10 protein-coding genes and 1 other RNA gene are annotated in these 12,725 nt (G+C 62.9%); 7 read left to right on the forward strand and 4 right to left on the reverse strand.

Going from position 1 to position 12,725, the window contains the following annotated elements; translation table 11 throughout:
• The first annotated feature begins 36 nt into the window (after positions 1–36).
• The 4 genes from PSO31014_RS10275 (at position 37) to PSO31014_RS10290 (ending at position 4,799) form a co-directional block, all read left to right on the forward strand.
• Positions 37–1,092: a microcin C ABC transporter permease YejB gene (locus PSO31014_RS10275; RefSeq protein WP_150551512.1), complete on the forward strand. Its 1,056-nt coding sequence runs from the start codon at positions 37–39 to the stop codon at positions 1,090–1,092.
• The gene (locus PSO31014_RS10280) at positions 1,046–2,188 is read left to right on the forward strand and encodes an ABC transporter permease (RefSeq protein ID WP_246176574.1); all 1,143 of its coding nucleotides are present in this window, start codon (positions 1,046–1,048) and stop codon (positions 2,186–2,188) included. Before PSO31014_RS10275 ends, PSO31014_RS10280 begins: the two co-directional genes overlap by 47 nt.
• Complete coding sequence (locus PSO31014_RS10285) at positions 2,185–3,780, forward strand: ABC transporter ATP-binding protein (protein ID WP_150551514.1); 1,596 nt, start codon at positions 2,185–2,187, stop codon at positions 3,778–3,780. The genes PSO31014_RS10280 and PSO31014_RS10285 overlap by 4 nt, the downstream gene beginning before the upstream one ends.
• Positions 3,781–4,091: 311 nt before the next feature.
• The gene (locus tag PSO31014_RS10290; protein ID WP_150551515.1) at positions 4,092–4,799 is read left to right on the forward strand and encodes a C40 family peptidase; all 708 of its coding nucleotides are present in this window, start codon (positions 4,092–4,094) and stop codon (positions 4,797–4,799) included.
• A gap of 169 nt (positions 4,800–4,968) precedes the next feature.
• Here PSO31014_RS10290 and PSO31014_RS10295 read toward each other — a convergent pair whose 3' ends face one another.
• A complete protein-coding gene (locus PSO31014_RS10295; RefSeq protein ID WP_150551549.1) occupies positions 4,969–5,919 on the reverse strand; it encodes a patatin-like phospholipase family protein in 951 nt (316 codons plus the stop codon).
• Positions 5,920–6,489: 570 nt separating this feature from the next.
• Here PSO31014_RS10295 and PSO31014_RS10300 point away from each other — a divergent pair.
• Positions 6,490–7,545: an extracellular solute-binding protein gene (locus PSO31014_RS10300; protein ID WP_150551516.1), complete on the forward strand. Its 1,056-nt coding sequence runs from the start codon at positions 6,490–6,492 to the stop codon at positions 7,543–7,545.
• A gap of 200 nt (positions 7,546–7,745) precedes the next feature.
• Here PSO31014_RS10300 and PSO31014_RS10305 read toward each other — a convergent pair whose 3' ends face one another.
• The 3 genes from PSO31014_RS10305 to trxA form a co-directional block, all read right to left on the reverse strand.
• Positions 7,746–8,747 carry a tetratricopeptide repeat protein gene (locus PSO31014_RS10305; RefSeq protein ID WP_150551517.1) on the reverse strand — a complete coding sequence of 334 codons (1,002 nt, stop codon included), beginning with the start codon at positions 8,745–8,747 and terminating at the stop codon, positions 7,746–7,748.
• A gap of 178 nt (positions 8,748–8,925) precedes the next feature.
• Entirely contained in the window at positions 8,926–10,188 is a 1,263-nt protein-coding gene (rho, locus tag PSO31014_RS10310) for a transcription termination factor Rho (RefSeq protein ID WP_026132103.1), read from the reverse strand.
• 193 nt (positions 10,189–10,381) lie between these two features.
• Positions 10,382–10,708, reverse strand: coding sequence for a thioredoxin TrxA (trxA, locus tag PSO31014_RS10315; RefSeq protein ID WP_010807316.1), 327 nt, complete (start codon positions 10,706–10,708; stop codon positions 10,382–10,384).
• Positions 10,709–11,000: 292 nt separating this feature from the next.
• On the opposite strand from trxA, the gene ffs reads away from it, so the two are divergent.
• Together ffs and dnaX are read left to right on the forward strand one after the other, a co-directional pair.
• An RNA gene (gene ffs / locus PSO31014_RS10320) (signal recognition particle sRNA small type) lies at positions 11,001–11,099 on the forward strand.
• Positions 11,100–11,422: 323 nt separating this feature from the next.
• The coding region (gene dnaX, locus PSO31014_RS10325) for a DNA polymerase III subunit gamma/tau (protein ID WP_150551518.1) at positions 11,423–12,725 on the forward strand (1,303 nt) is incomplete at its 3' end.

Genomic DNA, 12,725 nt, shown 5'->3' on the forward strand with positions numbered 1-12,725 from the left:
ACCGAGTCAGGAACCGACAGGAGCTGCCCCCCAACCATGTGGTCCTACATTCTCAAACGCCTGCTGATCATGATCCCGACGCTGCTCGGTGTGATCACGCTGACCTTCGTGGTCATCCAATTTGTGCCCGGCGGTCCGGTCGAGCAGGTCATGCTCGAACTCAAGGGGCGCGGCGGTGGCGGGGAGGCGAGCGGCGGCGGCGCCGCGAGCGACTATCGCGGACGGCGCGGCATCGACCCGCAACAACTGGCCCAGATCAAGGCGCTGTATGGCTTCGACAAGACGCCGGCGGAGCGCTACTGGCTCATGCTCAAGCGCTTCGCGAAATTCGATCTCGGCCAGAGTTACTTCCATCACCAGAGCGTGTGGTCACTGATCGTCTCGAAGTTGCCCGTGTCGATCTCCCTGGGCCTGTGGACGTTTTTCCTCACGTACCTGATATCGGTGCCGTTGGGTATCGCCAAGGCGGTGCGCAACGGTTCCCGATTCGACACGCTCACGAGTCTGGTGGTGCTCGTCGGCTACGCGATCCCGGGCTTCGTGCTCGGGGTGTTGCTGCTGGTGCTGTTCGGCGGCGGTACGTTCTGGCAGTTGTTCCCGTTGCGCGAACTCGTCTCCGATAACTGGAGCGATTTGTCGTGGCCGGCGAAGATCACCGACTACCTGTGGCACATCACGCTGCCAGTGACGGCGTCGGTCGTGGGAAGCTTCGCGGTCATCACGATGCTCACGAAGAACGCGTTTCTCGACGAAATACGCCGCCAGTACGTGCTCACCGCGCGCGCCAAAGGGCTCTCCGAGCGCAAGGTGCTGTTCAAGCACATCTTTCGCAACGCGTTGATTCCGCTGATCACCGGTTTCCCGTCGGCCTTCATTGGCGCGTTCTTCGCGGGCAGCCTGCTGATCGAGACGTTGTTCTCGCTCGATGGGCTGGGGCGTCTCTCGTACGAATCGGTGCAGCGGCGCGACTATCCTGTCGTGCTCGGCTCGTTGTATCTGTTCACGCTCATCGGCCTGGTGACCAAGCTCGTCTCCGACCTGTGCTATGTCCTGGTCGACCCGCGTATTCAATTCGATCGACTGGAGCACTGACGTGACCCGATCCGCCACGCCGTCGCCACGCCCGTCGTCGTTCGCCCCATCGCGTTCGCCGCGTTGGCGTGTCTGGCGGCGCTTTCGCAATCAGCGACTGGGGTATTGGAGTCTCGTCGCGTTCGTCGTGCTGTTCGGCATCAGCCTCTTTGCCGAGGTGATCGCCAACGACAAGCCGTGGGTCGTTCGCTACGAAGGGCACTGGTATTTCCCGCTCGTGAAGACCTATCCCGAGTTGACCTTCGGCGGCGATTTTCCGACGCCGACCGATTACCTCGACCCGTTCATCGAGAAACGCATCCGCGCGGGTGATAACTTCGCGATCTATCCGCCGGTACGCTACCACTACGACACCATCAACTATTTCTCGACTACGCCCAATCCCGCGCCGCCGTCGTCGGAGAACTGGCTGGGCACGGACGATCGCGGCAGAGACGTCTTCTCACGGTTGCTCTACGGGTTCCGGTTGTCGGTAATCTTCGCGTTGGCGCTGACGGTCTCCGGCACGCTGCTCGGGGTGCTGGCCGGCGCCGTGCAGGGTTTCTATGGCGGGCGCATCGACCTGACATTGCAGCGCCTGATCGAAATCTGGGGCTCGTTGCCGGAGCTGTACCTGCTCATCATTTTTGCGTCGATCTTCGAGCCTCATCTGTGGCTGCTTTTCGTGCTGCTCTCGCTGTTCGGCTGGATCGGCTTGTCCGACTACGTGCGCGCCGAGTTCCTGCGCAATCGTCAGCTCGATTACGTTCGCGCTGCGCGGGCGATGGGACTCTCGAACTGGCAGATCATCCGACGTCACGTACTGCCCAACAGCATGACGCCGGTCATCACGTTCCTGCCGTTCCGCATGAGCGGCGCGATTCTTGCGCTCACGAGCCTCGACTTCCTCGGCCTCGGCGTGCCGCCGCCGACGCCCAGCCTGGGCGAGCTGCTCAATCAGGGCAAGGCGAATCTCGATGCGTGGTGGATTTCGCTGGCGACCTTCGTGGTGCTTGTGCTCACGCTGTTGTTGCTCACGTTCATGGGAGACGCCTTGCGCAATGCGCTCGACACGCGTGTCGCGGACAAGCAGGCGGCCGCCGGGGGGGCAATGTGAGCGCGCCCCTACTCAGTATCGAAAATCTGTCGGTGCACTTCGGCGACACCGAGGCGGTGAAGGACGTGAGCCTTGCCATCGGGCGGGGCGAGCGGGTCGCGCTGGTCGGCGAGTCGGGCTCGGGCAAGAGCGTGACGGCGTTGGCCATCCTGCGCCTTTTGCAGGACGCGCAGGTACAGGGGCGGATCATGCTCGACGGCGTCGACCTGGCCGGCATGAGCGAGCGCGAAATGCGAGGCGTCCGCGGCAACGACGTCGCCATGATCTTTCAGGAGCCGATGACCGCGCTCAATCCGCTTTATTCGATCGGCGACCAGATTGCCGAGGCGCTTGAGCTGCACGAAGGGCTTTTTGCCAAGGAGGCGAAGGCGCGCGCGGTGGAGCTGCTGCGTCGCACGGGCATTCCCGAGCCGGAGCGCCGTGTGGCGCACTTCCCGCACGAGCTGTCAGGCGGACAACGCCAGCGGGCCATGATCGCGATGGCGCTCGCGTGCCGGCCCAAGTTGCTGCTGGCCGACGAGCCGACCACGGCGCTCGACGTCACCATTCGTGCCCAGATCGTTGAACTGTTGCTGGCGTTGCAACGAGAAGCCGCCGAGACGCGTGGCATGGCGGTGCTGCTCATCACGCACGATCTGAATCTGGTGCGGCGTTTCGCGCAACGCGTCGCGGTGATGGAGAAGGGCGTTCTCGTCGAATGTGCGGACACCGAGACGCTTTTCACCGATCCGCAACATCCTTACACGCGCAAGCTGCTCGATAGTCGTCCGCAGCGGGAGATTCATCCGGTGTTGCCCATTGCGCCGGTGTTGCTCGAGGCGCGCGGGGTCGCGGTCGACTACCCGACCTCGCAGCCCGGCATGCGCGGCTGGTTTCAACGCGGACGGTTCCGCGCGGTGCATCCGGTCGATCTGGCATTGCGCCAGGGCGAGACGCTGGGCGTGGTGGGCGAGTCGGGCTCCGGCAAATCGACGCTCGCGATGGCGTTGCTGGGACTTCAGCGCACGAGTGCCGGGCAGGTCGAATTCCAGGGCGAGCCGCTCGCCGCCTATCGTGGCAAGGCGCAGCGCACGCTGCGCTCTCGCATGCAGATCGTGTTCCAGGACCCGTTCGGCTCGCTGTCGCCGCGCATGACGATCGATGAGATCGTGGGCGAGGGGCTCGCGCTGCATCGGCCGCAACAGACGGAAGACGAGCGGCGAGCCCGTGTCGCGGAGGTATTACGCGAGGTGGGGATCGATGCGCGTGCCATGTCGCGCTATCCGCACGAGTTCTCGGGCGGTCAACGTCAGCGCATTGCGATTGCGCGCGCGCTCGTGGTCGATCCGCAGGTGATCGTGCTCGACGAACCGACCAGCGCGCTCGACGTGTCCATTCAACAGCAAGTGCTCCATTTGCTCGCGCAGTTGCAGATCAAGTACAACCTGAGCTACCTCTTCATCAGTCACGATCTGGCCGTCATGCGTGCGATGGCACATCGTGTTCTGGTCTTCAAGGACGGGCGACTGGTCGAGCAGGGGGACACGGAGTCGGTATTTTTCGATCCACAAAACGATTACACGAGGACGCTGATCGCGGCGGCCATGGGGTAGGGCCCCATGACGTCCAGGTGAAATATCACGCAACGTCGCGGAACATCGGCTAAATCGCAATGGCTTGATTGCTAATGAAAATTTTCTGATTGTGCTGATTGTTTTTTTCTATTACCTTTTGACATCATGTGACGTTCACATTACTATCGCGTACCAATTAAGTTGAATATTCAACGAGTTAACAGTCAGTCAAGACGACAAGTTCGGCGGTGGGTCTGCCGGGCGTGACTCGAAGGCGTTCGACACGGCAGCATCCTGTTGCACCTGACGAGCTACTCATCGGCCATCCGACACACTCAACCCGGCGACTAATGCAGACGATCCCTCCGCGCATCCGCAAGACACTCCTTCTCGCGTTCACTGCCGCTGGCCTCGTTACCGCCTCGTTGTCGGCGCAGGCTGACGACTACAACAACGGCCCGACCGCCGCCGCCCGAGCGGCTGCTGCCACTCTCCAGGCCGGCGGTAGTTTCAGCGCTGCCCAGAGCGCGGCGACCACCGTCGCGGCATCCGATGTGCCGCAAGCGCCTGTCGAAGAATCGCGTGTGCAACGGGCGCAGAAGCTGCTCTCGAACGTGACGGACAAGGCCTCGGACGTGGTGCTGGGCGCATTGAACTACATCGGCGTGCGCTACAAGTACGGTGGCAATACGCCGGACAGCGGTCTGGATTGCAGCGGCTTCGTGCGTTACGTGTTCCAGGACACGCTTAACTTCATGCTGCCGCGCCGCGCGGAAGAAATGAGCCAGGTGGGCGAGCGTATCGCCAAGACCGATCTGAAGCCGGGCGATCTGGTGTTCTTCAATACGATGCGTAGAAGCTTCTCGCACGTCGGCATCTATATTGGCGGCGACAAGTTCGTGCATGCTCCCGCCACCGGCGGCAAGATTCGTGTGGAAGATCTGCGTGAGTCTTACTGGTCGGCCCGCTACAACGGTGCCCGTCGCGTCGAAACGCTCAAGGCCAGCGCCGAACTGACGCGCGTCGAGCAGCTCTTCAAGAACGATCATCCGATGTAAGCCTTCGATGTCCGCTGTGTCGGCGGATATCGAGATGGCCATGAAAATGCCGCCCGGTGGGCGGCATTTTGTTTTTCAGGGCGCGGATGATTGCTGCACCGGGGGCTTGGCCTCTCAGGCGCCACGCTATAGGCCCCAGGCCGTTTGGTGGGTCCGGGCGGGGCTTCGCTCAGCGGGAGGCTTGAGGCATGCCGCGCGTGGCTTCCGTCTGCGCTTCGGCCAGCTTGCGCTGGATCTGCGGCCACATCGCCGCGACCGCTTCCTCGCCGGCCAGAATGGCCCGATTACGGCCCTGGAAGTCCGAGGCGCCCATCTTCGCCAGCGACGGACGAATCACCACGTCCGCATTCTTCTCCAGCTCGTACTGCTTGATCGACTGACCCATGATCGTGAACGTCTGCATGAGGATGTCGAACTGACCTTGTGTCGCCTGTGCGGTCGGGTTGGCTGAAATGTCGACGGCAATCACGAAGTCGGCGCCCATCTGGCGGGCATATTCGGCCGGCACCGGCGCGACCAGGCCGCCGTCGACATAATCGCGCGTGCCGATGTGCACGGGCTCGAACACGCCCGGCACGCTGCTCGACGCCCGCACGGCCTGTCCGGTATTGCCGCGGCGGAACAGGATCGGCGCGCCGCTCTGCAAATCGGTGGCCACGATGCCCAACTGGCGCGGCATCTGCTCGATCGGGCGATCCTTGAGGATCTTGTTGACGTAGGACTGCAGGGCTTCGCCGCGCAGCATGCCGCGAGAGCGGAATGGCATCGTCCAGTCGCTGATCGATGCTTCATCCATCGTCGACGCCAGGCGGTTGAGCTGGAAGCCGTTCAGACCGGAGGCGTACATTGCGCCGACGACGCTCCCCGCACTGGTGCCGACCACGATGTCCGGGTGAATGCCACGGGCCTCCAGCGCCTTGATGACGCCCACATGCGCGAACCCGCGTGCCGCGCCGCCGCCGAGCGCAAGGCCGATCTTCAGGGGGCGGACGACCTTCGGCGGCGCCGCCGGGGTGGCGGGTACCGTCGGTGTCTGCGCGGTCGACGACGTGCTGTCGGCGGAGGTCACGGGCGCATTGCCCGCCGGCGCGCTCGCGCACCCGGCCAGCACGGCGGCCATGGCGAGTGCGCTCAAGGCCGTGCGAGGCGACGCGGTGCGCCGGACACGCGTGCTGGCGAGGATAGGGGGCAGCGGGCGCAAGACAGCAGGGGCGCCGTTGGCTGTCGGTGTGACAGGGCGGCGCGGAATTCTAATCAACGACAACAAGGGGAGACTCCGACAGGGCAGGACAAACGTGCGTGGCGGCTCGATCTTGAAGATGGCAGGCTACCGACGTGCGTCGACGCGCAATTTTACGGCGATTGGAGCCGCGCGGGCGCGATTCGGTTCATTTTTCGAGGATAGGGTCGAGACGCGCACTGCCATTCAGGAACCTTCGGTCGGAGGTGTCGTCTTATCAGCCGCAACCCGCGTAAGGCACCGTGTTCCGTGCTTTCGGTTCTCAAGCGTGCTGACCATGACTGTTGGCCGACCTCGCTCGCGCGCATCGCCGTTCGTCTATTGCGCTCCCACCCTGTGGCTTCCCAATAATGAAGATCTAATTAAATGCGAATGGGAATCGTTTGTAATATCGGTCATTTTTCATTATCCTGTTCCTCTCTACGAAACCACCACTGCGAGGAATGGCCCATGAAGGCGAAGACGATCGGAAAATTGGCGCGACTAACGCTGCTCGGCACGTTGATGGGCGCGACACTTGGCGCGCAGGCCGACACCGGTGGCGTGCTGAACCTGTATTCGGCGCGTCATTACCGGACCGACGAACAGCTTTTCGGTGCGTTCACTCGACAGACCGGCATCAAGATCAATCGGATCGAAGCTGACGACGCGGCGTTACTGGAGCGTTTGAAGAGCGAGGGCGCGAAGAGTCCGGCCGACGTCATTCTGATGGTCGACGCGGCGCGTCTGGCGAAGGCCGACGAGGCAGGGCTGTTCCAGCCGACCCGGTCGGCAACGCTCGATGCGCGCATTCCAGCGAAGCTACATGCCGCGAGCACGACGGCCGGCACGGACTGGTACGGCTTTTCGACGCGGGCGCGTGTGATCGTCTACAACAAGGACAAGGTCGACCCGAAGACGGTGCAGACCTACACCTCGCTGGCCGATCCGTCGCACAAGGGGCAAGTCTGCACCCGGTCGGGCTCGCATCCGTACATGCTCTCGCTGGTGGGCGCGCTGATCGCGCGCGAAGGCGCGCCGGCGACGCAGAAATGGGCCGAAGGCATGGTGGCGAACTTTGCGCGCGCGCCGCGCGGGGGGGATACCGACCAGATCAAGGCCGTGGCGACAGGGGAGTGCAGCGTGGCGCTTGCGAACTCTTACTATTACGTGCGCATGGCGCGTTCGGAGAAGCCAGAGGACAAGGCGCTGATGGCCAAGGTGGGTTTGATCTGGCCGGATCAGGCGGGCAAGGGCACTCACGTGAATGTGGCGGGGGCGGGCATTGCCAAGCATGCACCGAACCATGCCAATGCCGTGAAGTTCCTGGAATATCTCGCGAGCGACGACGCGCAGCGGTACTTCGCGAACGGCAACAACGAGTGGCCGGCCGTGCCGACCACGCGCGTCGACAACGCGGCACTCGCCGCGCTGGGCCCATTCAAGGCGGAAGACGTGCCTATCGGTACCATCGCAAAAAGCCTGCCGGAAGCGCAGCGTATTCTCGATCGTGCGAGATATAAATAAACCGATGGATGACCGTGGGGGCGCGATGCCCCCGCGAGCATCGGCGTGGATGCTGCAAATCGACAAAGGGCACCGGGTAAATTCCGGTGCCCTTTGTCGCTGACGGTCGTTGATGACGTGAGCGATGCCCGACAATCAGGTCGATTCACTTGTTCGCCCTGCGGGATCCGTGCGCTCAGGCGATGCGCTTGGCAGTGCGCTCAGTCGATATCATCGCCCGGCTGATACATATGGTAGTCGCCGGTGGCATAGACCCCCTTGTAGGGCATAGGCGATTCTTCGTCGCGATCGACCGGATGCGTTTCGGCGATGCGCAGCGATTCGCGCACTTGCGGCGGCTCGCACTCCGCGATGAGACGCAGCGCTTCGGCTTCATCTTCGGCCACCACATCGTAGGTGGTGACGAACTCGGGCGGCGGGCCATCGGGATCTTCGTCCTCCAGCGGCTCATACCACTGCCCTTCCACGATCAGATGCATCACGTGTGCCACATCCGATTGCGCGTCGCGAGCGGCACGCAGGGCCCATAGGGCAGTGTCGCTCCACTTGTAGAGCTGCACGGCCTCCAGCGCCGACGCGAGCGCCTTATCGTTATCGCCCGACTGCTTGTACGCGAGCGATAGCTCCGCGAGTACGTCGGCCATTGCCACGTTGCTGCCTTCGTCGTCACGCTCGTGCCGATGCAGCGATTCGTAGGTTGCAATGGCGGCCTTCGGCTCACCTTGGGCGTTGAACAGGTGCATGCGCAGTGCAATGGCGTTTTCGATGAAGGCGCGTCCGGCCTGCGCGAGGTGCGGGCTCTCAAGCACGCGGTCGAGACGCGTTTGTGCCGACGTGAAATCGCCGTGGCGGGTGAGGGCGTTGGCGTGATTGAAGTCGACGATGACGAGGTCTTCGTCGGGCGCGCAGTTACCCGCAGCCTCGTATGCCTCGATGGCGGCCTGGAAGCGCCCAAGATCGGAGCGGTAGTTGCCGAGCAGTTGCCAGAGCAGCCAGACGCCCGGCGCATGCGCGACACCGGCTTCCAGAAGGGTCACGGCCTGTTCCATGTCGTCCATATCGGCGTAGGCCATTGCCTGCACCTCATAGGCGCCCGAGTACTGCATCGACTCGAGCCGTTTGCCGATCTCCAGCGCCGACTCAGGGTCGCCAGCTTCGAGGTGGGCGAAGGCTTCCGCCATCAAATCGTCTTGCTCGGACATTGCAATCTCTCCTTCGGGAACCGCTTTGGGGAACGCGTGTTGGCGGCCAGTGCGCGGTGCCGTTCCATCATATAACAGTCATCGTGACAGCCCGCGCAGCGGCGGGGCGGCGCAATGAAAAAGCCGCGACACGCGGGTCGCGGCTTTCTCTCGTGACGCGCAGGGGGGGGGGGCGAAATCAGCCGCCGCGGCGCATCAGGTCGAAGAACTCGGCGTTGTTCTTCGTCTGCTTGATCTTGCCAAGCAGGAATTCCATGGCTTCAGCCTCATCCATATCGTAGATGAGCTTGCGCAGCACCCAGATCTTCTGCAGGATTTCCGGCTTGATGAGCAACTCTTCGCGACGCGTGCCCGACTTGTTCAGGTTGATGGCCGGGTAGACGCGCTTTTCCGCGAGACGACGCTCAAGGTGCACTTCCATGTTGCCCGTGCCCTTGAATTCTTCGTAGATCACGTCGTCCATGCGGCTGCCGGTTTCGATCAGCGCGGTGGCGATAATCGTGAGCGAGCCGCCTTCTTCGACGTTACGCGCGGCGCCGAAGAAACGCTTCGGGCGCTGCAGCGCGTTGGCATCCACACCACCGGTGAGCACCTTGCCCGAGGCCGGGATCACGGTGTTGTAAGCGCGGGCCAGACGCGTGATCGAGTCGAGCAGAATGATCACGTCCTGTTTCATTTCGATCAGGCGCTTGGCCTTCTCGATCACCATTTCAGCGACCTGCACGTGACGCGTGGCCGGTTCGTCGAATGTCGAAGCGACCACTTCGCCTTTCACCGAACGCTGCATTTCCGTCACTTCTTCCGGGCGCTCGTCGATGAGCAGCACGAAAAGCTTGGCCTCCGGATGGTTGGTGGCAATCGCGTGAGCGATGTGCTGCAGCATCACGGTCTTGCCCGACTTCGGCGAGGCCACGAGCAGACCGCGCTGGCCCTTGCCGATCGGCGCAATCATGTCGATGATGCGGCCCGTCACGTTCTCTTCACCGCGAATGTCGCGCTCGAGCAGCAGCGGCTTGTTCGGGTGCAGCGGCGTGAGGTTCTCGAACATGATCTTATGTTTCGAGGCCTCGGGCGGGTGGTCGTTGACCTTGTCGACCTTCACCAGCGCGAAGTAGCGTTCGCCGTCCTTCGGCGTACGCACTTCCCCTTCGATCGTGTCACCGGTATGCAGGTTGAAGCGGCGGATCTGCGACGGGCTGATATAGATATCGTCCGTGCTGGCCAGATACGACGTCTCAGGCGAGCGCAGGAAACCGAAGCCATCCGGCAGCACCTCGAGCGTACCGTCGCCGTAGATGGTTTCGCCGGTCTTTGCGCGCTTCTTCAGAATGGCGAACATCAGCTCCTGCTTGCGCAGGCGGTTTGCGTTCTCGATATCGAGACCGTTCGCCATTTCAAGCAGTTCGGAGACGTGCTGGGACTTTAGTTCGGATAAATGCATACGGAGGTGCCGTCCGACGGACGACAAGTGAAGGATCAGGGAAAAGTGAGCGAACGCTCGAAGAACTTTGAGATGCTTGTTGCTGGATTATATAGCAAGCAGCGCCGCGCGCAAGCACTGCACCGCTTGCCCGGCGCCGGGCTGTCGCACTGCGGCGACAAAGGCCCCGGCACCTGCCGTCATTGGCGGTGGATTACAGATGCTGGTCGAGGAAGGCGGTCAGTTGACCCTTCGCGAGTGCGCCGACCTTCTGGCCTGCCACGGCACCGTTCTTGAACAGGATCAGCGTAGGGATGCCGCGGATGCCGAACTTGGCCGGCGTGGCCTGGTTGTCGTCCACGTTCATCTTGGCGATTTGCACCTTGTCGCCGTATTCCTTGGCTACGTCTTCCAGGATCGGGGCGATCATCTTGCACGGACCGCACCATTCCGCCCAGAAGTCGAGAAGCACCGGCTTGTCGGAATTCAAAACGTCCGCGTCGAAGCTGGCGTCGGAAATGTGCTTGATTTGTTCGCTCATGAGTATTGTTGCCTCGTCTGACTATTCGGAAACGTCCGGCGAAAACAGCGCGCTTTCACCGACGCCGGAGATGTCACCCGGCTTTCCCGGGCGTGCATTCTCCATATGGAGGCTGCAATCGCGTGCTTCAATAGCGTTCGCCAATGCAGTTTGTGCTCATCTTAGCGGAAATCGCAAACGCTTGCGCGTCGTGCCTGAGCGCGCCGCGACGTCGCCATTGGGACCGCTCACGCCCCACAATCTCGCGCGTCGGGCTTCTGTTGGCGCGCCGACTCTGGTAGAATCTGTTCCTGACGGGCCTCCTCGCATGGTGGCGCGGCCAATCTGGTCAGGTCGGGAACGAAGCAGCCACAACCGTTTTCTGCCAGTGCCGAGGGTCAGGCTCGTCACCTATCCCCTTGTTTTATCGATGTTCTCCGCGCATTTCGCGCACAATCCGCCTCCGCTTTCGCATCCCGTGTGTCGTTACGATCTGTCGTTTCCATCGTGAATGGGCGTGACGCCGTCGTCGTCGGTCGATGCCCGTTGGCGGTCACCGCCCGCGCCCCGTCGGTGCTATTTCAACGCGTATCGCGTGGGCCCGGGCCGGTTGCTAGAATCGCGAAACATTTTTTTCTATCGCACCGATAGCCTGACGGATTTCCCGGGCTGACTACGCCCGATCGGGCGTTGACATCGGTGCGGACGCTCAACGCCGAACTGTTACAATTTGGCATGACCTATCAAGTACTCGCGCGCAAATGGCGCCCCAAAGGCTTCTCGACCCTGGTGGGCCAGGAGCATGTCGTGCGTGCGTTGACGCACGCGCTCGAGCAACAGCGTCTGCATCACGCCTACTTGTTTACCGGCACGCGTGGCGTCGGCAAGACGACGCTCTCGCGCATTCTGGCCAAGGCGCTCAATTGCGAGACGGGCATCACGGCCGAGCCGTGCGGCGTGTGCAAGGCCTGCCGGGCCATCGACGAAGGGCGCTTCGTCGACTATGTGGAAATGGACGCGGCATCGAATCGCGGCGTCGACGAAATGACGTCGCTGCTCGAAAAGGCGGTCTACGCGCCGGCGGACGCGCGCTTCAAGGTCTACATGATCGACGAAGTGCACATGCTGACGGGGCACGCGTTCAACGCAATGCTCAAGACGTTGGAAGAACCGCCCGCGCACGTCAAATTCATCCTGGCGACGACCGATCCGCAGAAGATTCCGGTCACTGTGCTCTCGCGCTGCCTGCAATTCAATCTCAAGCAGATGCCGGCCGGGCACATTGTGTCGCACCTCACGACCATCCTCGGCGAGGAAGGCATCGAGAACGAGACGCAGGCGTTGCGTCTGCTCGCCAAGGCGGCGGGCGGCAGCATGCGCGACGCCTTGTCGCTCACCGATCAGGCCATCGCCTATGCCGCGGGCCCGCTGACCGAGACGGCCGTACGCGGCATGCTCGGGGCCATCGATCAGAGCGTGCTCGTGCGTCTGCTCGACGCCCTCAACGACGAGTCGCGCACCGACCTGCTGGCCGTTGCCGACGAAATGGCCGAGCGCAGTTTCTCGTTTGCGGCGGGATTGCAGGATCTCGGCAGCTTGCTGCACAAGATTGCTCTGGCGCAATACGCCCCCCAGGCCGTGTCGGACGAGTGGCCGGAAGCGGCGGACGTGAGACGTCTGGCGCAGGCGTTGTCGCCTGAAGCCGTCCAACTGTATTACCAGATCGCCACGCGTGCGCGTGGCGATCTGGGACTTGCGCCGGACGAATACACCGGTTTTTCGATGGCGCTGCTGCGAATGGCGGCGTTCACGCCGTTGCTCGCGGGCGGCACGCTGGCGGAACCGCCAACGCCGCAGACGGCGGGTGTCGCGCGGGCTGCGGCCCCAGCGGCCGCGCCGTCGCGGGCGCCGATGGCGGAAACGGGGCGTGCGTCCCCATCGTCTGCAGCATCGGCTTCATCGCCTTCGCCCACGTCAGCCGCTTCCGTTGCATCGTCGGCGGGCTCGCCGCCTGCCGCTCCGGCCGCCCAACCCGAGG

It is taken from the genome of Pandoraea soli, assembly GCF_902459595.1.
Lineage (GTDB): Bacteria > Pseudomonadota > Gammaproteobacteria > Burkholderiales > Burkholderiaceae > Pandoraea > Pandoraea cepalis.